This window comes from Methanothrix sp., assembly GCF_030055635.1.
Classification (GTDB): domain Archaea; phylum Halobacteriota; class Methanosarcinia; order Methanotrichales; family Methanotrichaceae; genus Methanothrix_B.
This window is the reverse complement of sequence record NZ_JASFYM010000016.1, coordinates 21,411-47,313: the sequence shown is the minus strand read 5'-3', so window position 1 is coordinate 47,313 and position 25,903 is coordinate 21,411. Positions and strand designations below refer to the sequence as shown.

Here is a 25,903-nt window from a genome sequence, read left to right as displayed (position 1 = left end):
TTTGATCTGAGCCTCAGTCGGATACAACCGGAACCTGTAAGCAGATCTCATCTCGATCGTTGCTCCTTCTATATTGCGTACGGGCTTACTCCAAAGATTGGAGTTTGCGCCCTGCTATTCTCTATCATCCGAGACCCATCGCCTCCATAATTCTTCTGTTGATCCTCCGCACATCGAACCGCTCCTCGGCGATCCTGCGGCTGGCTGCGCCCATCCGCTCTATCAGCTCCGGCTCCAGCACGAACCGCTCCATCGCATCCGCCAGGGCGCTGGCATCGCGGGGCGGCACCAGGAAGCCGTTAACGCCATCGATCACGGTCTCGCGGCATCCCGGGGCGTCTGTCGTGATAACGGGCCGGGCCATCGCCATCGCCTCCTGGGTGCTGCGGGGCACGCCCTCTCTGTAAAAGGACGGCAGCACGAAGACGCTCGTCTGAGCGAGCCAGGGGCGGACGTCGGGGAGGTGATAGGCGTGTGGCCCCCTTTCTGCAAATCTCAAGGCCCGCTCAGGATTTGAGCCAGCGTGTCTTCAAGTCGTTCTGCGAGCCTGGCGATGTCATGATGCTTTTCCACGTAGTCCCGCCCCGCGCGGCCCATCTCCTCTCGTGCATCCTGAGGCATGCTATAGAGCCTTATGATCGCCTCAGCCATTGCTTCCGGATCCCTCGGCTGTATGGTGAACCCGCAGTGTGCTGCATCCACGGGGTTTGCCGGCGCCTGCACGGAGGAGATCACAGGATTGCCAACCGCCATGAAGTCAAAGAGCTTGTTGGGGCTGATGCCGTATCTGAAAACTGCAACGTCTTCCAAGTTAAACAAAAAGGCATCAGCTTCACTAAGAACATCTGGTACCTTGCTTTTCGGCACAGGATTCCTGAACTCCACATTCTCAAGCCCAAGCTCTTCTGCCATCTTGATCAGCCTGGGCTTCTCCGGGCCATCCCCCATGAGGACAAAGCGTATCTCACTGAGGCCTCTCTCCTGGATAATCCTTGCCGCATCGAGCAGCACATCGAGAGCATTGGCCTGGCCGTGCGCACCGAGGTACATCACCTGGAATCCATCGTGGTTCGCTGGTTTCGTTGAAGCTCTGCTGAAGCGGGATAGATCCACTCCATTCGGGATCCATATAATTTTGTCGCGCGAGATCCCGCAGGCTGTGATGTATTCGTGAGACATTGGCAGCAGGGTGATTATGCGGGTGGCCCTATGGTACAGAAACCGCTCCAGTACCTGGAGAGCTTTTATAATCGGATGGCTGGGGCCCATGACGCCCATATCGATGATCGTCTGCGGCCACAGGTCTCGAACCTCCATCACAAAGGGCACTCGGAAGCGCCTCGCAACCATCCATGCTGCAAGGGGGTTCAGAAGATGTGGAGAGGAGCCTATGATCACATCAGGCGTTCCCACCTCCGGCGCGATCCTGGAGATCCTCTCCCCCAGCCGCCAGGATCGGAGCATGAACGCAACCATGTTTCTCACCCTGCGCCAGTCGTTCCGCTGGTATGGAGGTGTGCGGATCCAGACGAAACGCACGCCCTCGAACTCCTCGATCCTCCAGTCCTCACCCGGCTGCAGACGGACCTCCTTATGCATATGATGGTGGAAGCTTGTTGCGAAAATGCTCACACTGTGCCCGCGCCTGACCAGCTCTCTGCTCAGATCGTAGTGCCTGGTGCCTCCGGGAAGGTCAGGTGAGTAGGCGTTCTCGTTGAAGATCCAGATGTTCATTGTCTCAAAAGCTCCTCATACAGTCTGATAAGCTTCTTCCCCTCATTTTCCCAGTTATATCTTTCCACCACAGCGCGCTGGCCGTTCTCGCCCATCACTCGCGCCTCCTCAGGGTGTGTTATCAGGTACTCAATCGCCTCTGCTATCTCTCCGGGTTTCAGCGGATCGACAGTGATTCCACAGCGGGCCCCCTCGATGATCTGCCTCCATAGAGGAAAGTTCGAGGCGATCACTGGAAGTCCAGCGGCCATGTACTCGAAGAGCTTGACAGGGAGGCTTAAAACGTATCTGGGTTCAGGATGGAGACATACAAGACCTATATGTGATTTGTGCAAATGCTCGTAAACCCTTTTCGGTTGAAGCCATCCAAGGAAGCTCACACGCCTATATCCAGGCATCATCTGAAGCTCCCTCTCAAGGGTGGGGGGCTCAAACCGCCCGATAAGGTCCAAGCGCACGTTCCATGATGAATCCAAGATCTCTAGAGCTCGAATCAAATCAATTACTCCTCGAAGTCGGCTAATTCCCCCCACATAGACCAAAACATTATCTTTCTCTTCTTTTGATATTCTCGGGGTGATTGGCAGCATCCTCAGATCCGGGTAATTGTGTATCACAACTGGATCCAGCCGCTCGAACTTCTCGGCTATCCCCTCAGTGGCTACGACCACTGTATCTAGCGCTCTAGCCATGAGCTTCTCAGCGATGTTGAAAGCCATTGAGAGCGGGCGCCTGAGGGGCGCGGCGATCCAGTGCTTGGTGAGTATCTGCTGGGGCACGTCCTCGTGGACGTCGTAGATGACCTTCGCGTGTGTAAACAGCTTGAGCATGACACCCACCGGAAGTAGCTCCGGGTCGTGGAAGTGATAGAGGTCTGCTTGCTGGCGAATCGCAAGTCTGAATGCCTGCCAGGTGAGCCCCAGGATGCGGTGGAGGCGGTTCCTGGGCCTTGGCAGGGCTATTATCCTTATTCCATCAAGGACCTCGTTACGATCATGCTGCACTATCAGGGAGACGTCATAGCCTGCGCTGGCCAGAGTCCTGCACTCCTTGTGGAAGATGCGGGTGTCGAAGGAGGGGTGGACGGTGGTGAGATGGACAACCTTCTTCATGGGGTCACGTCCATGCAGCATTATAACCTGTAACGCCTCCGTCTGATACCGGTTGCTTTCACCAGTCCATCTTTAAATGCAAACAGCAATTTGGATGAAGGAAAATCCTCGTGCTGTCTTGGGGGGAGAGCTAGAATCTCCTCCCATTCTGAGAGGGATAGGCCAAGACGTTCCGCGATATACGTCTTATCCTTCTGGAGCAGCTCCTCATTAGGATACGGTGGTTTCTTTAACTCCTCCAGTGCCTGCTCCCGTGTTATTTGCCCTGAAAGTATAAGACTTGATAGATGCGCTTTTCGTTTGTCGATACCAAACTTGGTTGGGAGATAGTATCCCTGGAAAAATCTTGTTAAGACAGATTCGTAATGCTTGGCTCCGTAGTCCTGCCAACCAAACTTCTCAGCTAATATTCGTTTTGCCTTATTTTTGTTGTATGGCACATAGTTGAGGAGCCTCACCTCTCGGATACTGCGCACAAAGGGATAGTACAAATAACGCCGCCAGAAGCTCAGAGTCGGAAACTTCCTCAGAGGCCTGGTGCCGAAGCGACTGTGAATTGCAAGAAGATGGCGCAGATCACCCGCATTGTAGCCCCAAGATCGGGGAAGAACTGACTCGGTTGCAAGATTTCCTCCAGTTAGTATATAACGGACGTCTTCTTGGGCTGCCTTTTTATAGAGAGCTGCCAGAAAAGCATGGTCTTGAGGGATCTCGCAGTTCTTCACAGACGACCTATAAAAGGCCAGCTGCAGATCGCGCATCTCATCCCAATCGACAGTGATGATCTCCAAATCGAACCCAAGCTTGCTCACAAGGTTCTCAACGTTGCTCTTCGACTCCGGCGTGTCCCAGCCAGTATCGACATTTACTAGCAGTGGTCGCAATCCAAGCTCTGAGGCCAGATATGCTAGGTAAGAGCTATCAGTCCCACCGCTTATGCCCAAGATGGAGTCGTAAGGTTTTCCGTGGGCAGAGTTCTTTATAGAGGCAACAATCCGATTAAGTAATCTCCTACCTTCTGTAGAACCGGCGCGATCCAGAACGGGTTTCACGTTTTCGTCGAAGCTATGACAGAAACTGCAAATACCGCTTGAATCAAAGGAGATCTCTTCCGCAGTCGTGTCCATCACACAACGCGTACACATTTGATATGCAATCATGCAAAATCCCTCACAGTAAGTTTTCCTCCCTTGCAGCCTCCATGAAACACGATCTTAAGATAGCTCGAATTCAAATTATGAAGCGCTATGTTCAGCCCATCCTTTGTCGCGGAAACATCAGGGGAGATTGTCCTGTATTCCTTAAGGTCTCTGGTCTCGAGAAGTGTAAAGCAACACTGGCGGTAACAACCTTCGAGCTTGATGAAAATATCTTTTGGAATCGGATCTCCCAAATATACAACAATCCACCCAATCTCCGGAATATTCCATCCTTTGCCAAATACATGAGCTGGCAAGTTCCCCGAGCTAAAAGATTTCCAATCAGAGACCGCTATGGACCCTCTCGCATTTCCTAGAACTGCAAAGCCAGTTAGTGCCACATTATTATTGCCATTATCGTTGAAGATTACAAGCTTAACAAAACGGGCTAAAACAGGCTCGAAACTTTCAATTATTTGTATCTCTGTGTTATTGACTCTCTCCAATATCTTAATCCAATCCTTTCCATTCTTTGAGACTAGAACCTCAAGGTTGCGTGGCGTAGATTTGTTTGTGTAACCAAATACTGCTATTCCATCTATCTCCCTCAGTTCGTGTAAGTCTAAAACCACCCAGGTTGGAAACTCGTTATGTGACCAGAACTGGCTGCCCATCTGGAAAAACAGCTTATCTGGACCATGACCGATCGGGTCCGTAGAACCTGCGGTTGTGATGTTCCACATTGGTGAATCATAGCTGGCAAACTGCAGAGCATAATTGAGGAATATGGATTCCTCGGTAGCATCATAAAGCCAGAGAAGCTGGTGGACATGAAGCGTGTTATAGTCTCCAGATGGGGCATATATTCGTGGGTTGGTTGGATATTGGCTATAGTAAGAAAGAAACCCAGCGTCGTAGGTGGCTATATCTCTTTTCACCGCTGCGATCCCAATGTCAAGATATCGCTTTACATCCTCTCGACCAGTCCATTTCCAAAATGTCCATAACCCTTGCACTGCAGCGATATGCCCGTTCAGGATTTTTGCAGATGGCGCATCATAATCTGCCACCTCCTCGTACCAAGCCACATTATTCTCGAAAGTCGAGACGCCTCCCTCAGATGCTGGAACAAGGAAAGAACGAAATGTGTACTCTGCTGCACGGAGGTAATGTGGATCATTTGTAAGATCATATGCAGCCAGAAACACAGATAACACCCTTCCCTGTGAAAGAGCTGAGACCCATGGAGCTTTAGCTTCAAATGTTGGATTATTAAAATCAAACTCCCATACCCAGAACTCAATGCCTCTGTTTTGCCTTTGTGTTTTGTGCTCAAGTAGCCAATGCACCTGCTTATTAAATGCCTCGAGCAATGAAGGATCCTTGGTACTCAGGAAATCTCGGTACAGTGCGAGCGCATAGTTCGAAATAAAAGTAGGATTATATCGCTTCCCTGCTCCACCATGCAAAGAACCATAATCGGTCACAGGAACTCCGCTATCATCAAGAGAGATCAAGCGTGAACTCTTAACATACTGATCCGCACTGAAGCGCAATGTGAATGGATAAAGCGGCTTTTCCTGTAGCTTGCCCATCCAAAGCTCACCGCCTCCAGCCAGAACGCTCCACCCCAGCATCACCTCGCCATAGAGATAGTCTTTGTCAACACAATTTATATCGCTATATCGAGACCTGTACACCTCCAATGCATGGCTCAATATCGTCGCATCCCAACGCGAAAGCAGTGCAAAGGTTGCAGCTGCATAGTCGTAGGCTTGGGATTCACCATCAAGATTGTGGGCAAGATAAAATCCCTTACGCCAGTCCGGATCGCACAGCTCGTCTGCCATGACCGAGGATGGCCTCCATAAACGCTCCGCAAATGTTCGGGCGACCGCCTCGAGATCCTTATCCTCGAATACAATACCCATCTGCCAGGCCTCAACCATGAATCGCAGGGTCAGCGTGAAATGCGAGACGTCCTCTGTGGCCGGATCTGGAGAACATTCTGGATACAGCCCATTTACAGGGTTGCTCGCCCGGTTTTTCCAACCCGTATATGGTAAACTATCTCTAACCCAGTAAGGCATTGTCATGGTTCCGTCAGGATTAAACATCATCCCGGATCTTACCTTTCTGGCCAGAGCATTAGCTCTTTCGAGATACTGCATATCTCCTGTAGTCCTGTATAAGTCCTGTATAGCAAGAGGAAAAAGCGGCCATTTGCTGAAAGCGCATTGTAGGGTATCTCAAGTCCGCTGGCCCAGTACTTGCCGCTAGGCTCGAAGATAAAGAAACCACCTCCAGGGTCTTGCCGCCAGGAACTCTCATAATCTCTTGGGGGCTCTTCAAATGCGTGAACATATTCCTCGGCTTTCTGCCTGTATGATGAGAGGTTCTTCTCCCTGAATACAAGGTCAGAAAACCTCAGGAAGGGCGTACCGATAATTGGAGTGTGCAGCTCGTGAAGGACCATCCTGTAAGTTTCATTAAGCTGCCAGACTCCCTGAACAGGTGGAGCATCTCCAATGATACGAACACGTATCAAGCTAGATGGTGTTAGGTTTGCATTAATCACCTTCTCTGCAGTTTCCAGAGTGAGATTCTCGAAGATCACCACCATAGGCTCAATACGGCGGAAGTCGTTTCGCACTATAAGTGTGAACTGTTGGCCCTTCTCTGGGAGTATCTCCACCACCGTATGGTCATTGCCGACGCTGCGAACCGCCTGGACCTCCAGGGAAGGTTTGCCCTCCTCATCGGGGATAATCACCGGAACGCCAAGCGTGTAATAGGAACCTGTCTGCCAGCCAGGTCTAAGCCTTCCAGCATAATCTGGTCGTCCTGCCCGATCATCTCTGATGCTGAGAATGTGATCTGCGTGCTTAATAAAAATATCAAGATACCTTGGATCGGAGGTCGCCTCGTACATATTGAGAAGCGACTCCATGAAATATGCCTCGTTCCAGACGATTCGCCCATTCAGGTTGTTGTTGTAAAGTAATGCGTTCCCAGATTTTGTGGAGTTGAGGAGCTCATCGTATACCTGCTTTGCTTCCTTCAAATAATCCCCCATGTGGCGGTTCTCAAGTTGATCAAATGGAGTGCTGACATTAGTAAATCCCAGAAACCATAAAGCAGCAGCACACAACATCAGACCCAGGACCACCGCGATGATTAAAAGACGTGGATGCTGAATCATATCCATTTCATCTCATTAAAAGTTGATCGTCTACTCGAAATTTGCAGCAAAGTGAACTGGTGCAAGTATTTCCCTCATTCTCACTTGGCTTAACTATCGAGCGAAGTAACCATAACATCAGCATTGAAAGGATAAAACCATGCGTGAGCATTGATGTAAATAATGCAGATTCTGTGAGTGCGTATGCCGGCATCGAAATTGTTGCAGCTACGAAGTTAGATTGTAAACGTGACCCAACACTATCTATAAAACGAAGAATGACTCCGAGTATTACCGAAAAAAAAACCATTCCTAAGAATCCAAAATTTCCATAGGCATCCCCAAGATACCCCACGTCGGGCCAGAACTCTCTATGCCAATATGTGAAAGCAATCACCTGTGGCATATGAACGCCATAAGGATTTTTGATGAAGTATCTCAGGACCGAATCGGACAGCATGTAAAAAGGGTGGCTAGGTTGCGAGAAAAAGTCATAGTAGACTATATGAAGCGATGCTGGAACAAAGAATAAACGACGAATAAAAATCGATGGTATAAGCTCATTCCCACTCAACCCAAAATACGCATACGAGGCCAACATCGTTAAAGAGGCTCCCAAAAAAATATACGAGATCGCATTTTTCCTTTTCCAGATGAAATAGACTCCACTTGCGAGTAACGGAGCAAGGAAGAATGACTTATGGCCTGTCATACCGAATAACATCGATTGCAATACCAAAGCCAAACTGAGCAGCCAATAATTTTTCTTATACAATGCATAGCAGAGTAGCATTACGTTGACGATATTTGCCTGCCATGGAACAAAATATCCCATCAGCGGCCCTCGTGTTTGGACATACTCAGCACGAACTTCGTATACTGAACTAAAATCGAAGCTCAGCCTTTCAGCGCCCCCAGTTAGCGCCAGCCAGCCATATACATAAGCGGATAATCCAATTATTGCAGTCAAACCCAAAAAGAGAAGATCACGCCCGGGACGTGGCAGTCTCACCTTGGGCAGTAGTTCAATAGTAACTAAAAGCATGACAAAGCTTACAGATGCTTCATATACAAAAGTTGCAGGCGCATCTGCCAGCCCATACAAAGAGGTTAGTGGTAGCATAACTACGACTAAGTACAAAACTACGACGATGCCACTCGGTCTCCAATTATGATATAGCGATACAGCGACCATAAGTGCCAATAAAAATGCAATAGCATATGATTCGGCTAACCGAAGCATGCTGTTTGCATAAAGTGGAAACTCGCTTTCATATGTTTGTGTCACGTAACTATAATACAATAGATCCAGCATAACGCGGAAAAAAAATGCCATCATGCAGGCTAATATAACCCGAGCGCTTAGGCTCTGCTGGCTATAAAAAACTCCCTCAATTATATCTCTTTTGATTCTTGAATCCCCCTCTTCGCAGTCAATGCATTCCAGCCGATAAGCCAGAAAAGAACATACGCGGCCGACATCGCCACGCTGTACGCTGCAACCGCCCCGATATGCGAGAATCCCATAGCATTTGCTGTGAGCATTGCACCTACTACCATAACTAGCCTCGCACTATCCCAAGCAAAATAGAGATCCTGCCGTTCGAGTATATTAAGTGTGTGCTGCAGTGGAACTACAGCAAAACGGACTGCAAACATCACCCCCAGTATCTGCACATACCTTCCTGCTGTCTCCCAGCTCTGCCCGAAGACGACAGCAAAAAACCAGGGCGCCAATGCGCAGATCAAGGCCACAGGAATCGCTCCCATCAACGCCAGCCGGCCGGTCAGCTTGAGGAATAGCCGCCTCATAGATCTGTGATCATCCCGTGGGAGCCGTGCAGCCTCTCCGAAGTAAACCTGAGACACCGAGTCCACCACGATATTTAAGGGAGCTGCGATCACACGCTGCCCCAAAGCGAACCAGCCAGCTACATCGGCCCCATAAAATGCCGCAAAGAGAATCTGAGGCGCATTGAGACCAAGGGTATCTATGAGATCAGCTGTGCCTGAGAAGATTGGAAATCGCCGGTATCTTGCTATGGCCTCGCGTATCCCATCCAAGCTGACGGCTCCAAGAACTACGCGATCTCTGTTCAGGGCAGCAGAGGCGAGAGATGCGCTTCCAACGCACTCACCTGCCACCTGGCCCACTAAGAGACCCAGCGGGCCAGAGGCTGAAAAACCCAGGCCAACCTGGAAGAGTGCACGCCCCACTCCACGAGTTAGTCGAGTTCTACCGATGCGCACAAAGTCTCTCTTCCGAACGGTCCAGTAGTTCAGGATCTGGTATGCCCCAGCTCCTAGCATCCCCACGGGAATCAGCCACAAGTATTGCCCGAGTCCTGGGGTATTTGTCCATGTGACAATTTGATCTCTCAACATTTGCAGGAGAGACCAAGAGCATAGGGTTGTGCCGATCAATATAAAAAAACAAAGAGTCATGACGTTTGCAGCTTTCCTATCGTCTTCTGGAAGTATAATGGCATACTCATATCGCAGAGAGGCAACTACAATTGCTATCGCAAGTATCGATGAAAAAACGCCAAAAATTCCAAAATCCTCTGGAGAGTAAAGCCGGGTGAGAACAGGAAATACCATAACATTGATAGCCTGTCCGAGTGCTGCGCCTCCGGCAAGCACAGTCACACCACGGGCGAACCGCCCTTTGGGCAGCATCGATCTTGCAGTTTCCCTGAACCATCTCACCGTCGTATTCCATTCCAGCATTCCTATCATCCAGACCTATATCACGCGCTTGGATCGATCAGGCACTCCTCTACCCCCTGCTCCCGGATCGTGTACCTGCCGCCTTCGAGGGCAGCAAGCTTGATGCCGTCGCTTTCCATACATGTCACACAGTGCCCGATATGTGCGAGCGCAGCGCCTGTTGTGAGCCCAGCGCATCCGGCACCGATGATGGCGATGCGCATGATGTTCATGTAGTTACCTCCCAAGCCCTCGATGCCCTTCGATCGACTTGATCGCTCTGACGATTGCCGGCTGAAGGGTGCAGGCGCACGTCTTCTTACCATCCAAACCCTCGGCAGAGTTACAGCATTCAGGGATAATGCTTCCTCACCTCCAGCAGCCAGATTGCGCGCCTGCTCAATTCAGCTCAGATGTGCCCTCCTGCCGCGCCAGCCTTTACATCCCACACAGCCTGCCTCCGGCCCATTCCAAGCCCCCATCCTGGACCACACCATCTCGATGCCACTGTGCCTTCGATGCCTGCCGAGACCTCCCTATCCCCAGGCGGTCTAGACGCAGCTGCCTCCGAGCTCCCTTATCGCCCTCTTGATCTCAGCGATCTCCTCCTCGATCCGGGCGAACCTCCTCTCCATGTGCTCCTTGAGATCGGATCTCACTCCCCGGAGCTCCTCGATCGTCTCGTCCTGCTTCTCGAGCATGCGATCCTGTTTCTCCAGCATCAGATCCTGTTTCTCAAGCATGCGGTCCTGCTTCTCGAGCATTGCGTCTTGCTTCTCGAGCATCATCCTTCCTATTGACAGGTTCTCCTTGCCGACTTCCAGAGCCTCCTTGCTCACCGCCAGATTCTGCTCGCCCAGCTCGACGCTCCTGTGGAGAAGCCTTATCGCGACATCGAACCTCTCGCCGAGCTCCTCCTGCCAGTCCCCTCTCAGGATCCTGAAGTACTGGAACTCGCCTGTAGCTGCACCCCATTTCACCTCAAGCTCCTCAACCCTGATCATCCTTTCCTGGATGTTTATCGCCTGAACGAACTCCTTCAGCGCAGCCTCCTCTCCCTCGGCGATGATCCTGACATCATAAGGTTCCACGTTCTGGACGGTGCCGGAAATACCGAGCCTCCTGGCTATGCTCTGAACGGCATCCCGGTATCCGACCCTCTGGACGTCCCCCTTCGCGATGATCTCAACCCGATGCATATCACCACGCATCTTATCGCTCTTCATACAAATAGCTGATCAGAGGCGTTTGAGCAGTCGTCTCACGAGCACTCAACCCGCAGGCCCCTCCATCCTGCGATCCTAGGCTGAAGCTCTGCAGTGTAAAGGTCACGAAGATCTATGAGCAAATCCTGCCAGTCGTTCATCCCTGGCATGAACCCGCCCACAACGCCTAGTGGCTACTGAAGGCAGCCGCTGCTTCTGCGCTAGTGGAAGCATACCGGATCGAAGAAGCGGTAAGCTCTTCCCCTTCAGGGAATGGAGGAGATCACCCGAGCTCAAATCCGAGCGCATGTGCTCCCGGAAGTATCGCACCTTGGCGTTAACTTCTTTTTGATCTGCGACATGAACCTGGCTGGTGGTTCCATGAATGCAGATCCCGGGCTCGATGATAGGGATGTTGTAGAGTACTTCAAGCGCAGCTACAGAGCCGTCGACGGACTGTGGTTTATGAAGGTCGAGGAGCGCTACGGCTTCGATACCGCTCTTGAGATAGATGATGATGTCTGGAGGGTGATGCCGAAGATACAGGCGCGAGCCCTGAAGTCGATGATGAATGAGTCAGAGGGTCTGGAGTCTCTTACGAGATGCTTCGCAGCAAAGCTCTCCTTTGAGGACTTCGAGTTCAAAAGCTCATCGGACGGGAGATGTGTCAGTTTCCAGGTGAGAAGATGCCCATGGCATGAGATCATGGTCAGAGCTGGGAGAGCTGAGCTTAACGAGCGCGTCGGATCCAGGATATGCTGGAGCGAGCTGGAGGTCTGGGCATCAGAGTTCGGCGAGGGGATCGTTCCGAGAAGGGGCAGAAGGATCTGCAGAGGAGATGAGATCTGCGAGATCGAGTTTGAGCTTAAGAATGGAGCGGAGCATTAGTATATCGCTGATCGATACAGCTCTCCCGCACTGGGGCAGGCATGGCTCTTCAGCGCACTTCGAGTTATGCATACGGGGCGGATGAGGCATCTCCTCACATTCTCTTCTCGAAGAGATCGATCTCGTCGAGCGCTATCGCGGCGCAGCCGGTGGTTCTGAGGTAGTGCGCCAGAAGCCTTGACCTGATGCCTGCAGGATGGTAGAATATCACAGCCTCAGGGGATACATGATCGAGCATTCTCATGAGCCCGCGGAAATCAAGGTGGTCGCTCAGTCGTATCCGCTTCCATGACGCATCCGCCCTTCCGGTGAGCATGTACCTCTCAGGCGAATGCACATTTGGAAGGTTCTTGGGGGTCACGACGGAGACGCCCTCGCAATCCCTGAAATCGATGATATCGCCGGCATCTGGCATCAGAGCCTCTGTGAGCCTCCTCCCCTCCTCGTCCATGCCGATCGGATCTCTGAACCCCATCGCTCGTATCAGCGATACGGCGCGCTGCGCCTTGCCGAACGCGTATGCGCCGAAGGACGATCCGGCACTGAGCGCCTCCCAGAACCCGTTCAGATCATCATCGAATATGCAGGAGGAGTCCCAGGGATCGCCGTAGTTCGCCTCTGCCACCAGAAGATCGCATTTTGGGAGCGATCTGTAGTCCTTCACATCCCCTGTCACGAGGATCCTCACGCCCAGACTGTTCTCCCAGTAAAACGCCGATGACCCGATTGTGTGCCTGGTGGGGTATGTCCTCAGCTCGACGCCATTAACCTCCACCCTGTCTCCGATCTCGAAGCTCCTGCCAGCATAGCTCCTCTCATGCCTGATCTCAAGCGCGAGCGCAGTCTCCCGGGACGCTATCGCTCTCGGCGATCTCATCGCGGAGCTTCCATGATGATCGCTGTGCGCATGTGTTATTAGATATGCATCAGGCTGTTCACAGCCAGGAGCCCTGCTGGTGTCCACAGAGAACCTGTGATCATCGAAGAGCAGCGAGAGATGCGGAGCAGGGTTACCGTTTCCGTTCAGCCTCCTGATGGGCCAGACCCCTAACTCGCTGAACAGATCATGGATCCGACGCGCACCTATGCGACCGCCTCCTAGAGTATCTCATCGATCGCCCTGCTCAGCTCCTCTTTGGACGTGACGCCAAGCCAGCGGCGCACCTCCTTGCCGTCCTTCTCAAGAACTATCGTCGGCACCACCATGATATTGTACCTGTTCGCGAGCTCCACGTTGCTGTCGACATCTACCTTTTTGATCTCTATCCTCCCGCCGTACTTCTTCTCCAGCTCCTCCATTATAGGCGTCTGCATCCTGCAGGGGCCGCACCAGGTCGCGAAGAAATCTATCAGCACAGGTTTGTCCAAATCTTCAACCTCCTCAAATGATGTCAAACTTGACTCCTATCTTGAAAATCCTGATGGTCGGGAGCACGAGCATCTCCCGCCCGGTCCTCCTCTTTATCTCCGATATTATCTCATCAGCACGCTCCGCAGGTGCTGATATGGTGAACCAAAGATTGTAGCCGCTATCGTTCGGCCTGAGATAGTTGTGCGATACCTCATCGTACCCGTTCACAACAGAGCTCACGCTATCTGCATCTTCAGGAGATACCTTCATCGCGACGAGAACTCCGCTCATGCCGAGGCGTCTCAGATCCAGAATCGGCCCGATCCTGCGGATGAGCCCGAGCTCCTTCAGCCTGGAGACTCTTCTTATGAGCTCATCCTCCTCGATGCCCAGGCTCTCCGCGAGCTCCAGAAAGGGTCTCTCGACAAGAGGAAACGATTCCTGGAGCGCTGCGAGGATCCTCAGATCGATCTCATCCAATGGATCCCCTCCAGGCGCATGCCGGATCCTCCGCCAGATAATCGCCGGTGAGCGCATATGCCCTCGCTCTGCAGCCGCCGCACGTTCTTACATGACCGCAGCTCCCGCATCTGCCCTTCAGCTTTCGCTCCCTGAGATCTTTCAGGAGCTGTGAGCCGCTCCATATCTCCGAGAAAGAGCTCTCGCGTATGCTGCCCGCTGATACAGGGAAGTAGCCGCACGGAAAGACCTCTCCAGTTCTCGAGATGAAAACAAACCTTATTCCCGCTATGCATCCTCCAGCGCTGTGCCCCTGTGATCGGCCCTTCTCCACGAGCACCCTTCCGTACTGCGGCGCGCACGTGGGACGGATCTCGATCGATCGCTCTTCCGATGCGATTCTATCAAGAAGGGATCTCTGCATCTCCGGCGAGATGCCATCCACAGCTCTGCCCCTGCCTGTGGGTACCATGAAGAATACGTGCACAGCTGCCGCGCCCTCCCTCTCTGCGAGATCCAGAAGTGGATCCAGGTCATCGGCGTTTCTTGGTGTGACCGTCATGTTGATCTGGAACTCAACCCTCCCACTCAGCGCCCGCATGCCGCGGAGGGCCAGATCAAAAGAGCCCTCTCCTCTCGTCGCGTCGTTCGTCTCGGCGCTAGCTCCATCAAGACTTATGCTCACCCTGGATATCCCTGAGAGAAGAATCCGGTCCACGATCTCAGGTGTTATGAGCGTGCCGTTTGTGGCGAGGGAGACCCTGACTCCGGAGTTCACTGCGTACTTCGCAACCTCGAAGAGATCTGACCGGAGCAGGGGCTCGCCTCCGGAGATTATCAGCATCGCCCCTAGGGGGGCGATCTCTCTGATCAGGCGCTTGATCTCATCTGTGCTTAGCTCGTTTGCAGATGGCGCCGGCTCGGCAGACGCCCTGCAGTAGCTGCAGCTCAGGTTGCAGGCTCCTGTCGACTCCCAGGCTACGAGCAGCATTCAGAGCAGACCCTTTTTGTGGAGAAGCTCGGCGTTCAGTATGCTCGCTCCTGCCGCACCGCGTATTGTGTTGTGGCCCATGCAGATGTACCTGATACCAGGCCTGATCCTTCCCACAGAGACTGACATGCCCCTACCTGCGTTCCTGTCCAGCCTGGGCTGCGGCCTGTCCGGCTCATCCCTCACTATGATAGCCCTCTTTGGGGATGTCGGGAGATCATCCAGCCCTGGGTTGAAGTCCAGGAATGCCTGCCTGACCTCAGCCGGTGTGGGATCTTCCCTCATCCTGACCCAGACAGCCTCTGTATGGCCATCCATAACCGGGACACGATGACAGCTCGCGCTGACTGTGAAATCCGCAGGCACTATCTTCTCCCCATCAAACCTTCCCAGGATCTTCTGGGCCTCGGTCTCGACCTTCTCCTCCTCGCCTGCGATGTAGGGGATGATGTTGTCCAGGATCGCCATGGATGGCACTCCCTCATATCCGGCGCCGCTGACAGCCTGCATCGAAGCTACATGAACGCTCTCTATGCCGAACTGCATCAGCGGCTTGAGCGTTAGCGCGAACATGATGGTGGTGCAGTTTGGATTCGTGGTGATGTAGCCCTCCCAGCCCCGCCGCTCCTTCTGGACCTTTATGAGATCTATGTGATCAGGGTTGCATTCGGGTATGAGCAGAGGGACATCCGGAACCATCCTGTTTGTCGCGGTGTTCGAGGCGACGACGAACCCGGCCTCCGCGAACTCAGCCTCAACCTTCTTCGCCTCATCGGATGGAAGTGCTGAGAATACTATATCCGCGTCTACCTCCTTCGGATCGACCCTGACAACGGTCATATCCGCAAACTCATCCGGCAGCTCGCTCTCAAGCCTCCATTTCGCAGCCTCCCGGTACTTCTTCCCTGCGCTTCTGTCAGATGCTGCCAGGCTCGTGAGCTCGAACCACGGATGATCCCTAAGTCCTTCGATAAAACGCTGTCCCACAGCGCCCGTCGCTCCCAGGACGCCTGCCTTGATCTTTGCCATCAACGATCACCCTCTGAACTGAGATGGCATAGAGGGTGGTGTGGTATATAATTACTGCTCCAGAAAGGAGGCAGAGAAACCGCAGCACCCGCCAGGCACAGAGGATTCCGCGGAGGGCATCGGATCCCGGACTCGAATCATCGAATGGTCTGGCAGGAAATCAACAGCTAGCGACGCAGCATTTCACACATCCTTCAAAGCCAAATGCCATTGATCTCAATGATACGATTCCAGACCCAAAAGCTTATATTCGTCAAATGTCGAAGAGATTCTGACCGGTATGTTCGAGAGAGATGCGTGCATGTATGGTGTGGCTCAAATGAGCTGGTTTGGCGTTTACGACTGGGAGAAGCCGGAGCCGAATCCTGAGCCCAGGATGCCCAGGAGAAAGAGACCATTTATCAGCAGCCCATGGGGCTGCTAACCTCAGTATTTGAGCATGCCTATCGATAGTCGCTCCACGAATTCAAAGATTCTTCACCTGCCACATTGCTGATTCAGTTGAGACGACTTTTTTGATTGAACTGTGCTAGCAAACAACAAAACGAAATTCTTATATCCGTGATTAACCTTAGTGCTATTGGGGTTTGAGGGCAGTTATACGTATTTTAGGGCAGTGATGCGCATGATACCCAAATCCCTCATTAGATGGAGTGGTGGGCATGTCAGATCTATACAAAAAAATGGTTGACGAGGCCATGATGGCCCAGCGTGCAGATGTTGAGACCGTGAAGAGAAAGAGAGGCCAGGACTTCGTCGTATCGGATACAAAGGCGTATGTCGATGTTGTCAACAAGATGAAGGTCGCGGACGGCCAATCAAAGGCCGTGATAAAGCTACACGTCGACTCTGTGAACGCGCACTACGACATACTGAGCTCCCTCACGAAGACGATACGTCCGGAGGACGATCCCTTTGTGGAGCACTACCAGACGCCGGCCATAATGGAGATACTATACGAGGAGGACGAGAAGTTCAGGAAGAGCGTCGAGGCGTTCATACAGGCAGTGGGAAAGGCGGAGGCGCTGATCGGACTGGAGGTGGTCAGGAGGTACGGCGGGTTCTACGGTCCGACATGCGTCGTTGATTTCGCGCTGATCCCCGGATCGACGAGCAACGTCGTGAACAGGATACTGAAGACAGTGGATATTCCGGAGCACCACAAGCAGGCGATACTCGCAGCCAAATCCTGGGGCATGAACACATCCTATGGCATAGGCGAGGTCTTCGCGCACGAGATCGAGAAGGGGGCCACGCTCTCAGATGCGATCAGGAAGGAGATCGAGATGATCCAGATGGTGTACAGAACACCCATCGAGGCGCAGGCGAAGCTGATGGATGCTGCGGGACACACGTCGTTCGATGTGAGAAAGTACATGCAGAGCTACAAGAGCAGGATGAAGGGCGCGGTCAAAGCTGCAATGGATGATGGCGTGCACTACGGCAACATCGTCACGGTGCCAGCATACTGCGTTGGGGACATAGCGCATCACATCGCCCAGTCGACATTCAACATGTGCAAGGATGATGTGGTGATGGCGACCATCGAGGCCACAACAGAGGTCATGGAGTCGACGCTTAACAATGCTGTCGATAAGTTCAAGAATGAGTACCAGCCGCTCGCCCTTGCCACCGGCGCATCAGCATGCGCTGTCGAGCACATCCTGGAGCTCGATGGGTTCAACGCGATAATGATCGTGGATCTTCTCACCAAGAGATTCCACAACTACGTGCAGCTTTACCCGACGAGAAGCGCGGCTGCGGAGCTCCACAACTGCGACTTCATGGATATGATACTCAGAGGCTGGAAGTACCTCGACAAGGCAATGCGCATGAGGAACGGCGCGAAGACGAAGGTCGTCCCGAAGGTCCTGGGATTCGATGTCGATCTCGATCCGATACACAGGAATGATGTCCTGATGAACCCGCAGAGGTATGCGTATCCGGGATGCGCCATATCCGTCAGATTCTCCGCGCTCATGAGGCTTGCTGATTATCCATGCCTGCTCACAAGCGAGCCTGTGACTGCCACGATGATGACCAACATAATAGCCCTGCACAAGGAAAAGGCTGCATCGCCTGCAAGGGTGTGCAAGGACTGCGCTGCTGCGTCGCTGATAGACTTCAGGCATCAGTACTGCCAGTGGAAGGAAGCGGTGTGAGGGATTGAATGAGATGCTATCTCTGCGCCATCGAGGGCAAAACCACCGAGGCGGTCGCGATATGCATAGTCTGCGGGATGGGCGTCTGCATGGATCATCTCGTCAGGGATGAGATAGAGGTCTGGGAGGGAGGGTATCCCTTCCCCTCGAAGAAGCTGAAGAGAAAGCTTCCCAGGATCCTCTGCAAGCCATGCTACGCTGTATACCATGAGGGATGAGATATGTCCCTGGCTAAGAGATGTGTTGCTGAGCTCATCGGGACAGCGATTCTTGTCTACTTCGGCGCTGGAGCTGCTGCCATAACGCTCATGATCTCGAGGGGCTCCAGCCCGCCGAACCCCTTCAACATCGGGATCGGGGCTCTTGGTGGCCTCGGAGACTGGTTCGCAATAGGCATGGCGTTCGCCATAGCGATCGCAGGCGTCATATACGCTCTGGGGAGGGTCTCAGGGGCGCACATAAACCCGGCTGTGACTATAGCGCTCTGGGCCACCCGGAGGTTTCCGAGCAGCGAGGTGATTCCTTACATAGCGGCGCAGCTGATAGGCGCCTCTTTAGGATCCCTGCTCTTCGCAGCAAGCGCCGGATCTGATGCTGTGATTGTCGGCGGGCTCGGAGCGACAGCGCCGTTCCCCGGCATATCGTTCGGACAGGCTGTGCTCGCGGAGGCGATAGGGACGTTCCTGCTGATGCTCGTGATCATGGGGGTGGCTGTTGACGAGCGGGCGCCCCAGGGGTTCGCCGGGCTTGTGATAGGCCTGACAGTCGGTGGGATCATAACGACCACAGGTAACATCGCCGGCTCCTCACTGAACCCCGCCAGGACATTCGGCCCCTACCTGATAGACCACATCATGGGCGGCCCTGTGCTCTGGAGCCACTATCCGATATACGTCATAGGTCCGGTGCTCGGTGCCCTGGTGGCCGCGTTCCTCTACGATATGCTGGCAAAAGAATGAAAATATTTAATCTTTTATCTCGATTTTATTCTCCTTCTCGGCGTATCCTCCGATATCGTCTTTCACAGAAACGCGTATAACGTATTTGCCCTTTGCAGCATTATTCCACGTCCAGTAGCTATCTTTCTGATAGTTAGTTCCATTCACCCAGTTATTATTCTCGTCCCAGACCTCGAACTTGTACTGGAGGGGCCTTCCGGATGGATTTTTAACGGTGCAGGAGAGCTTCACATTACCTGGTTTGGTTGTAGAAGAGTCCTTTGGATCGAAGCTGGTGATTTCTAGCTTGGCTGCTTGAGATGGCGCTGGAGAACCACCGCCTCCTTTTTGTTGCTCAGTGCTCTGCGTGGCGCGCCCGCCGAAGTAGAATCCGATTATTGAAGAGATAGCTCCGGTCAGCGCAAGGAGTATGTCCTTCAGCATCGAGTTTTCCTGAGCAGAGGGGTTTAAGATGAGCAGGAATATGGCGGCGCCGAGGATGACAGAGAGCGTCAGGGCCATCGTGGCCCTGGCCACGCCCTGCATCCCGCTGGACTGAATGGTCAGAGCATCCTTTACCAGATTGATCAGCTCAGCCTGGTTGCATCCGGTCGACAACTTCTCCCCCAGCAGATTCCGGACATCTCTCATGTGATCGTAGAAGCCCTTGATGTTCCACAATATGGGGAGGCTTGCAAAAGCAAAAAGAAGGATGATGACAAGGTAGACTGACCATGGTTGCAATGAAGATGTGAAATTTTTAATCCCCAGCGTGGCGTTTTCTATCATGAGTGTGGCATTTGAGATGTTTGATACCTGCTGTGCGCTTGTTCTCAATGTGAAATTCAGAATTAAAAGCAATGACAGCACCAAAGAGAACACGCTCAACTTTTGGTTGTAACGTGGTAACATGGTGCACATATTGAACGATACTATATAAATAGATTTGTGATACCATCCTGTAAAACTCCCACCATAAAAGAGCACATCGCAGTTGCGGTTTTCCAAATCCTTGCTTATAAAATTTGTATCCATGTCACTTTCTTTCTCTAGTCCGCTTTTTGTGACTTCTTCTCCCGAATATCAGGGCGTTCTGTGCCTTGATTCTGTCAAGGCCCATCGACACAGTTGAAGCGATCTCAGGTTTGGTTATCGATGAATAGACCAGACAACACCATGCTTAAATACAATCCCCACGAATACAGCAGCGGATCTGTATGACGCGAATCTCCATCCTGTTCCTGGCTCTGATCGTATCTCTGATCTGCGCTGATGCAGCTGACTGGCTTGAGGGAGGGTATGTGGGGTCGCCCGACTACAGCGAGATAAGGCAGTACTTCACAGACCCGATATTCTATACAAAGGTACCTGTATCGCAGCCGCTGAGTTTTTACAGGCCGTACACTGGCGGATTCTCCTATCCGCTCACGGCAGTCCAGTCCGACTTCAGAAACAGATCTCTGGCCACGATGATCTGGGAGCCATTTGAGGTGAACTGGACGAAGACGATCTTCACAGCGAAGAGCAGCTCATCGCTGCGGGTCTTCAGGGACGGGACCTGGCAGAGCCTGTAATACTGACAGGCCCGTACCTTTTTATTCGAGCGGATATGGCGCCTGGTTATGGAGCTGGAGCCTTCCGGAGTATCAGGCAGGTGCCTCATGTCTGATGATCTTCTCCTTAAAGTGATGGAGATCCTAGAGAGAGCATATGGTTTGCCTGAGGCCAGAAGCGTGGATCCCGTGGATCTCCTGGTTATGACGATACTCTCGCAGAACACCTCTGACATGAACTCCGGCAGGGCTTTTGAGCAGCTGAAGAGCAGATTCAGGAGCTATGATGAGATCCTGAATGCCTCTGAGGATGAGATCGCGGATGCGATCCGTCCGGGAGGCCTGGCAGATATAAAGGCTGCCAGGATCAAAGGGGCTCTCGAGAGGCTGAGAGAGGACTTCGGCTCTGTGGAACTCTCGCCGCTGCAGAGGATGAGCCCGGAGGAGGCAAGGAGCTACCTCACATCGATCCCCGGAATCGGGCCGAAGACAGCGTCTGTGCTCATGCTCTTCGGCTTCAAAATGCCTGCGATGCCGGTTGACACACACGTCTACCGCGTCTCAAGAAGGATAGGCCTTGTGCCGGAGAACGCGAGCATAGAGGAGGTGCAAAGAATCCTGGAGGAGATCACGCCGCGCGAGAAGTACCTGTCCCTTCACATCAACCTGATCCGCCACGGCAGGCTCGTCTGCAGGGCCAGGAATCCGCTCTGCGAGAGGTGCGAGCTGGCAGGCCTCTGCAGATACATGCAGGCGCAGCGCAAGCAGAGCCAGCGCGAGCAGAGCTGATTCCAGCAGAAGCACGGCTCAAACATTCAGTACGATCACATACCTCAAGTGCAGAGCAATGTATGCCTCTGCCATTTGAGTGCTACTTTATCCTGCTCAGCAGGCGGTTGGCCTCCTCCAGATCGAACATCTCTGGATCGAAGGGCCTTCCCACCCAGTCCAGCATGCGTTCGTGCTCCGGATGATTTGGATCGGTGATGGCCTCCAGGAACTCGAAGTAACTGCTGACACCACCGCAGTCCTCGGGTGGGCTGGAGCGCGCCCCTGCCAGACAGACAGGATGCTTCAGCGATGGATCTGGAGGCAGGATCTTCTCCACAAGTATCTCGTGGAACCAGCTATCTCCAAAATCGTACTCGTAAACGAATTTGATCTTCTCTGCGGGCGCAATCTTTGAGAGCCTGATGCGAGCTTCGTTCTTAACATCACTGGGCAGAGGGTCATCTGGCAACGGAATCGAATAGCAGGTATCCCCGACGATGAACTGGTGGAGATGATAATCATCCCAAGGCATCACAGCCTGGATGACTTTATGCAGCTTCAGCAGCGTGATGTCTCCCCTGACCACCACCCTGCGCCATACCGGCGGCCTGATCTCATCCAGAGTTATCTTGAGCTGATAGATCGGAACATCTTTTTTTAAATTCATGAGATCACATCCGATCAGATGCTATGAATTCGTACCTATTTAACCTGCAGGTTGCAGCCTGTTGCGCATCTATCAAAGATTGCCAGTTATCGCTGTATCCTCATTCAAACCCATGAAGCAGAATGGTATGCGGATCGGGAACCGATTATATCTCCCCAAATATTCGTAATAGTGATATACCGAAAACTTTATATTCGACTTTAGACTAAGTATTGAACGGCAAAAGTCGAACTCGACACCCTCTTCTCATTGCTACTCCCTTCTACACCCTCCCGACTTTTGCCACCCCCTTTAGTTTTTCGCTGAGGAGCGTTCCCACCATGTCTCCTGTGGACCGGACGTGTGATGAGAAGCTCATGCCTCGCTGGTTGTGACAGAGCGTAACAGGCGCAAGCTCCGGTCTTCAGGCCGGAGAGGAGGTCACCAGTAGCCGAACTGGATGACCCGCTGACTCTGATGGTTCAGTGAATGCTGCAGGCAGGAGTTTTCGTATTCGATGATCCTACACGACCGGTAAGCTCAATCACGTCAATCCTGTTTTCCCGCTCCTGGTCAATCTGATGCAGATGAATGCTCGACTGCAAATCTCATTTGATCCAAACCGCTCACTTTTTAGATGAGTATTGCGTACCGGTTAACAATGCGGGTGATCCGGTTTGAAGGCTGTCATGATCTCCGGAAGGACCCTCGCGCAGGGTGCTGGATGCGAGGATAAGATGTCTCCACTGTACATCAACGAGGTCTCATGCTGCTACCTATCCGAGGAGGACTACAGGGCGCTGGGCCTCTCCGATGGGAAGAATCTGCTTCTGACCAGCCCACATGGAAGTGCGGTGCTGAGGGCTGGTGTGGACAGGGGACTGCCACAGGGCATGGTCTTCATACCCATGGGGCCGTGGGCGAACATGCTGATAGGCACAGATACGAAGGGCTGCGGGATGCCCGGATTCAAGGGTGTGGAGGTGGAGGTCACACCCACAGATGAGAAGGTTCTGGATATCCGCGAACTGATCTCAAGAGGTCGATGATATTGGAGATAGAAGATGTGCTCTGCACCTTCTGTGGATGCCTCTGCGACGATATCAGGGTAGAGGTGAAAGAAGGCAGGATCGAGAAGGTCAGGGGAGCGTGCAGGCTGGGCTCATCGAAGATCATGGGTCACAACAGGATAAAATCACCCATGATACGCGTGAACGGAACCCTGAAGGAGACGAGCTACGAGGATGCTTACAGAAAGGCGGCCGAGATCCTTGTCAGCGCGAAGCACCCGCTCCTCTACGGGTGGGCTTCCACAACATGTGAGGCGCTGAAGAAGGGAATCCTCCTGGCGGAGGAGATCGGCGGCGTGGTCGATACCACTGCGACTGTATGCCACGGCCCGTCGATCATAGGAATAGAGGAGAAGGGGCTCGTCGGCTCCACACTCGGTCAGATAAAGAACCGCGCAGATCTCATAGTGTTCTGGGGGTGCAATCCATCAGAGGCGCATCCGAGACACACGCTCAGGTACTCATCAAACGCGTGCGGCAGGTTCACCCCTGACGGCAGAAAGGGCAGAAAGGTGCTGGTCATCGACGTCAGGGAGACGAGAACCGCCAGGAATGCCGACAGATTTCTGAGAATCCAGCCAGGTACAGATTATGAGATCATATCTGCGCTGCGGATGATAATAGGAGGGAAGGCGGAGTCTCTGCCTGAAAACATAGCGGGCGTTTCCAGAAAAGAGCTCATCGAGATCGCGGAGATGATGAAGAGCGCGAAGTTCGGCGCGATCTTCTTCGGTCTTGGATTGACGCACAGCAGGGGCAGGTACAAGAACGTCGATAACGCTCTCTCACTTGTGTCAGAGCTGAACAGCCACACGAAGTTCGTGATAATGGCGATGAGAGGGCACTACAACGTCACGGGCGTGGGCCAGGTCCTGGCGTGGTCATCAGGTTATCCGATGGCAGTTGATTACGCGCGAGGTGCGCCGTACTACAATCCCGGGGAGACGTCGTGCTGCGATCTCCTGAGCAGGCGCGACGTCGATGCTGCCCTGATAATAGCATCAGATCCGGCATCGAACCTGCCCAGGGGCTGCGTCGAGGCTCTCGCGGAGATGCCGGTGATACAGATAGATCCCTTCGAGAATCCGACGACCCTCTTCGCGGATGTCGTGATACCCAGCGCGATCGCAGGCATCGAGGCTGAGGGAACTGCATACAGAATGGATGGCCTTTCGCTCCGCCTGAGAAAGCTCGTGGATACCGAGCATCCAAGCGATGTTGAAATACTCCAGGCAATTCTCGATAATGTGAGGAGGCTCAGAGATGATAATTAAGGGTGGCATTGTCTACGATCCTGCCAACGGGATCTTCGGCGAGGAGATGGACATATGCATAGAGAGCGGCCGGATAGCTGAGGATGCCAGGGGGGAGGTTATAGATGCCAGCGGTCTTCTCGTCATGCCGGGCGGGGTGGATGCGCACTCGCACATCGCAGGGCCGAAGTTGAACACTGGCAGGATAATGCGCCCCGACGACTCCAGGATCGGAACCGAGCCCAGGACACGGGTCTGCAGGCCGTCAACTGGATACACGGTGCCGAACTGCTACGCCATCGGCTACAGGTACGCCAGGCTCGGATACACCACGGCATTCGAGGCCGCGACGCCGATCATAGAGGCACGCCACACGCACGAGGAGCTGGAGGAGATCCCGATAGTTGACAAGGGCGCCCTCACGCTCTTCGGAAGCAACTGGACGGTGATGGAGTGCGTGCGCGATAACGATCTCGGAAGGCTTGCTGCATACGTTGCATGGGGATTGAGAGCAGCTCGCGGATACGGGGTCAAGATCGTTAATCCGGGCGGCGGCGAGGCCTGGGGTTTCGGATCGAACGTGAAGAGCGTGCATGACCCGGTGCCGCACTTCGATGTCACACCAGCTCAGATAATAAGGGCGCTTGCAGAGGTCAACGAGCGCCTCAGGCTTCCGCACTCGATACACCTTCACTTCAACAACCTGGGGAGACCCGGGAACTACACCACAGCTATCGAGACACTGGAGCTGCTGAAGGACATAAAGCCGAGCAGGATGCGGCAGGTCGTGCACGTCGCGCACATGCAGTTCTCAGCATATGGTGGTACCACCTGGAAGGACTTCGAGTCAAAGGCATCTGCGATAGCGGATTACTTCAACCAGACAAATCATGCGACCATGGATCTCGGCCAGATAATATTCGGCCCTGCCACAACCATGACAGCTGATGCGCCCCTGGAGTACGCAAATGCCAGGATCGGGCACCAGAAGTGGTCAAACCACGATATAGAGCTCGAGGAGTCCAGCGGCGTGGTGCCGTGGGTTTACATGAGAAAGATGCCCGTGAACGCTGTACAGTGGGCCATAGGGCTGGAGCTCGCGCTTCTAACCAGAGATCCGTGGAAGGTGGTCATGACAACAGACCACCCGAACGGCGGGCCATTCGTCAACTACCCTGAGATAATTTCGCTCCTGATGAGCAGGGAGAAGCGCGAGGAGGAGATGAAGACATTGCATGAGATGGTGAGATCGAGAAGCACGCTGCCCTCGATTGAAAGAGAGATGGACTGGTCAGAGATCGTGATAATGACGAGAGCTGCACCTGCGCGAATTCTGGGCCTCGAGGACAAGGGGCATCTGGGCATCGGCGCTGATGCGGATGTATCGATATACGATATAAAACCCGAAGAGATAGACCCGTCGAAGGATCATGCGAAGGTGAAGGCCGGCCTCTCCAGAGCGAAGTACACGATAAAGGGCGGCGTCGTTGTGGTGAGGGACGGCGAGATAGTTGCAGCGCCACAGGGAAGGACATACTGGGTAGATGCCGCTGTTCCGGAGAGCGATATGGATCGCATGCTGTCCTCTCTCAAAGAGAAGTTCGAGAGGTACTACAGCATAAGAATGTCGAACTACATGGTGCAGGACGCTTATATCTCGAATCCGTTTGTGGTGAGGGCAGGAGTGCAGCCTCTGAAGGAGGTGATCTGAG

At 53.2% G+C, this 25,903-nt stretch carries 26 protein-coding genes and 1 pseudogene; 10 read left to right on the top strand and 17 right to left on the bottom strand.

What is annotated here, in order from left to right; translation table 11 throughout:
• Nucleotides 1-124 precede the first annotated feature (124 nt).
• From QFX31_RS07415 to QFX31_RS07370, 10 genes and pseudogenes are all read right to left on the bottom strand, one after another.
• Nucleotides 125-457, bottom strand: a pseudogene (locus QFX31_RS07415) (glycosyltransferase); the annotation flags it as partial.
• A 38-nt stretch (nucleotides 458-495) separates the two neighbouring features.
• Nucleotides 496-1,734 carry a glycosyltransferase family 4 protein gene (locus QFX31_RS07410; RefSeq protein ID WP_348531471.1) on the bottom strand — a complete coding sequence of 413 codons (1,239 nt, stop codon included), beginning with the start codon at nucleotides 1,732-1,734 and terminating at the stop codon, nucleotides 496-498.
• Entirely contained in the window at nucleotides 1,731-2,846 is a 1,116-nt protein-coding gene (locus QFX31_RS07405; RefSeq protein WP_348531470.1) for a glycosyltransferase family 4 protein, read from the bottom strand. Before QFX31_RS07405 ends, QFX31_RS07410 begins: the two co-directional genes overlap by 4 nt.
• A 20-nt stretch (nucleotides 2,847-2,866) precedes the next feature.
• Nucleotides 2,867-3,991, bottom strand: coding sequence for an N-acetyl sugar amidotransferase (locus QFX31_RS07400; RefSeq protein ID WP_348531477.1), 1,125 nt, complete (start codon nucleotides 3,989-3,991; stop codon nucleotides 2,867-2,869).
• Between the two features lie 11 nt (nucleotides 3,992-4,002).
• Nucleotides 4,003-6,156, bottom strand: coding sequence for a D-glucuronyl C5-epimerase family protein (locus tag QFX31_RS07395; protein ID WP_348531469.1), 2,154 nt, complete (start codon nucleotides 6,154-6,156; stop codon nucleotides 4,003-4,005).
• Complete coding sequence (locus tag QFX31_RS07390; protein ID WP_348531468.1) at nucleotides 6,114-7,193, bottom strand: hypothetical protein; 1,080 nt, start codon at nucleotides 7,191-7,193, stop codon at nucleotides 6,114-6,116. The genes QFX31_RS07395 and QFX31_RS07390 overlap by 43 nt, the downstream gene beginning before the upstream one ends.
• A 1-nt stretch (nucleotide 7,194) precedes the next feature.
• Complete coding sequence (locus QFX31_RS07385) at nucleotides 7,195-8,409, bottom strand: hypothetical protein (protein WP_348531467.1); 1,215 nt, start codon at nucleotides 8,407-8,409, stop codon at nucleotides 7,195-7,197.
• A gap of 152 nt (nucleotides 8,410-8,561) precedes the next feature.
• The gene (locus QFX31_RS07380) at nucleotides 8,562-9,905 is read right to left on the bottom strand and encodes an oligosaccharide flippase family protein (RefSeq protein ID WP_348531466.1); all 1,344 of its coding nucleotides are present in this window, start codon (nucleotides 9,903-9,905) and stop codon (nucleotides 8,562-8,564) included.
• Between the two features lie 11 nt (nucleotides 9,906-9,916).
• Entirely contained in the window at nucleotides 9,917-10,201 is a 285-nt protein-coding gene (locus QFX31_RS07375) for a hypothetical protein (RefSeq protein ID WP_348531465.1), read from the bottom strand.
• Nucleotides 10,202-10,426: 225 nt separating this feature from the next.
• On the bottom strand, nucleotides 10,427-11,101 hold the full coding sequence (locus QFX31_RS07370) for an acylphosphatase (RefSeq protein ID WP_348531464.1): 675 nt from the start codon (nucleotides 11,099-11,101) through the stop codon (nucleotides 10,427-10,429).
• A 360-nt stretch (nucleotides 11,102-11,461) separates the two neighbouring features.
• Between QFX31_RS07370 and QFX31_RS07365 the strand changes: the two genes are divergently transcribed.
• Nucleotides 11,462-11,968: a DUF6125 family protein gene (locus QFX31_RS07365; RefSeq protein WP_348531463.1), complete on the top strand. Its 507-nt coding sequence runs from the start codon at nucleotides 11,462-11,464 to the stop codon at nucleotides 11,966-11,968.
• A gap of 94 nt (nucleotides 11,969-12,062) precedes the next feature.
• Here the strand turns inward: QFX31_RS07365 and QFX31_RS07360 are convergent, their stop codons facing one another.
• The 5 genes from QFX31_RS07360 to asd form a co-directional block, all read right to left on the bottom strand.
• A complete protein-coding gene (locus tag QFX31_RS07360; RefSeq protein WP_348531462.1) occupies nucleotides 12,063-12,845 on the bottom strand; it encodes a hypothetical protein in 783 nt (260 codons plus the stop codon).
• A gap of 221 nt (nucleotides 12,846-13,066) precedes the next feature.
• A complete protein-coding gene (trxA, locus tag QFX31_RS07355) occupies nucleotides 13,067-13,363 on the bottom strand; it encodes a thioredoxin (protein WP_348531461.1) in 297 nt (98 codons plus the stop codon).
• A complete protein-coding gene (locus tag QFX31_RS07350) occupies nucleotides 13,350-13,799 on the bottom strand; it encodes an AsnC family transcriptional regulator (RefSeq protein ID WP_348531460.1) in 450 nt (149 codons plus the stop codon). Before QFX31_RS07350 ends, trxA begins: the two co-directional genes overlap by 14 nt.
• Nucleotides 13,792-14,769, bottom strand: coding sequence for a radical SAM protein (locus QFX31_RS07345; RefSeq protein ID WP_348531459.1), 978 nt, complete (start codon nucleotides 14,767-14,769; stop codon nucleotides 13,792-13,794). The genes QFX31_RS07350 and QFX31_RS07345 overlap by 8 nt, the downstream gene beginning before the upstream one ends.
• Entirely contained in the window at nucleotides 14,770-15,798 is a 1,029-nt protein-coding gene (gene asd / locus QFX31_RS07340; RefSeq protein ID WP_348531458.1) for an aspartate-semialdehyde dehydrogenase, read from the bottom strand.
• A 280-nt stretch (nucleotides 15,799-16,078) separates the two neighbouring features.
• On the opposite strand from asd, the gene QFX31_RS07335 reads away from it, so the two are divergent.
• The 4 genes from QFX31_RS07335 (at nucleotide 16,079) to QFX31_RS07320 (ending at nucleotide 18,919) form a co-directional block, all read left to right on the top strand.
• On the top strand, nucleotides 16,079-16,222 hold the full coding sequence (locus QFX31_RS07335; protein ID WP_348531457.1) for a hypothetical protein: 144 nt from the start codon (nucleotides 16,079-16,081) through the stop codon (nucleotides 16,220-16,222).
• 238 nt (nucleotides 16,223-16,460) lie between these two features.
• Nucleotides 16,461-17,960 (top strand): DUF2193 domain-containing protein, encoded by a 1,500-nt coding sequence (locus QFX31_RS07330; RefSeq protein WP_348531456.1) that lies wholly within the window; start codon nucleotides 16,461-16,463, stop codon nucleotides 17,958-17,960.
• 8 nt (nucleotides 17,961-17,968) lie between these two features.
• The gene (locus QFX31_RS07325; protein WP_348531455.1) at nucleotides 17,969-18,178 is read left to right on the top strand and encodes a DUF2180 family protein; all 210 of its coding nucleotides are present in this window, start codon (nucleotides 17,969-17,971) and stop codon (nucleotides 18,176-18,178) included.
• Nucleotides 18,179-18,181: 3 nt separating this feature from the next.
• Nucleotides 18,182-18,919 carry an MIP/aquaporin family protein gene (locus tag QFX31_RS07320; RefSeq protein ID WP_348531454.1) on the top strand — a complete coding sequence of 246 codons (738 nt, stop codon included), beginning with the start codon at nucleotides 18,182-18,184 and terminating at the stop codon, nucleotides 18,917-18,919.
• A 6-nt stretch (nucleotides 18,920-18,925) separates the two neighbouring features.
• Here the strand turns inward: QFX31_RS07320 and QFX31_RS07315 are convergent, their stop codons facing one another.
• The gene (locus QFX31_RS07315; protein ID WP_348531453.1) at nucleotides 18,926-19,810 is read right to left on the bottom strand and encodes a hypothetical protein; all 885 of its coding nucleotides are present in this window, start codon (nucleotides 19,808-19,810) and stop codon (nucleotides 18,926-18,928) included.
• Between the two features lie 305 nt (nucleotides 19,811-20,115).
• Between QFX31_RS07315 and QFX31_RS07310 the strand changes: the two genes are divergently transcribed.
• Together QFX31_RS07310 and nth are read left to right on the top strand one after the other, a co-directional pair.
• Nucleotides 20,116-20,472 (top strand): hypothetical protein, encoded by a 357-nt coding sequence (locus tag QFX31_RS07310; RefSeq protein ID WP_348531452.1) that lies wholly within the window; start codon nucleotides 20,116-20,118, stop codon nucleotides 20,470-20,472.
• Nucleotides 20,473-20,520: 48 nt separating this feature from the next.
• Complete coding sequence (gene nth, locus QFX31_RS07305; protein WP_348531451.1) at nucleotides 20,521-21,240, top strand: endonuclease III; 720 nt, start codon at nucleotides 20,521-20,523, stop codon at nucleotides 21,238-21,240.
• Between the two features lie 82 nt (nucleotides 21,241-21,322).
• On the opposite strand, the gene QFX31_RS07300 is transcribed toward nth, so the two are convergent.
• The gene (locus QFX31_RS07300) at nucleotides 21,323-21,889 is read right to left on the bottom strand and encodes a plasmid pRiA4b ORF-3 family protein (RefSeq protein ID WP_348531450.1); all 567 of its coding nucleotides are present in this window, start codon (nucleotides 21,887-21,889) and stop codon (nucleotides 21,323-21,325) included.
• Between the two features lie 656 nt (nucleotides 21,890-22,545).
• Here QFX31_RS07300 and QFX31_RS07295 point away from each other — a divergent pair.
• Genes QFX31_RS07295 through QFX31_RS07285 form a run of 3 tightly spaced genes read left to right on the top strand, consistent with a single transcriptional unit; the run spans nucleotide 22,546 to nucleotide 25,902 of the window.
• On the top strand, nucleotides 22,546-22,917 hold the full coding sequence (locus QFX31_RS07295; RefSeq protein ID WP_348531449.1) for a molybdopterin dinucleotide binding domain-containing protein: 372 nt from the start codon (nucleotides 22,546-22,548) through the stop codon (nucleotides 22,915-22,917).
• A gap of 2 nt (nucleotides 22,918-22,919) precedes the next feature.
• The gene (locus QFX31_RS07290) at nucleotides 22,920-24,212 is read left to right on the top strand and encodes a formylmethanofuran dehydrogenase subunit B (RefSeq protein WP_348531476.1); all 1,293 of its coding nucleotides are present in this window, start codon (nucleotides 22,920-22,922) and stop codon (nucleotides 24,210-24,212) included.
• A complete protein-coding gene (locus tag QFX31_RS07285) occupies nucleotides 24,202-25,902 on the top strand; it encodes a formylmethanofuran dehydrogenase subunit A (protein WP_348531448.1) in 1,701 nt (566 codons plus the stop codon). The genes QFX31_RS07290 and QFX31_RS07285 overlap by 11 nt, the downstream gene beginning before the upstream one ends.
• Nucleotide 25,903: the final 1 nt, after the last annotated feature.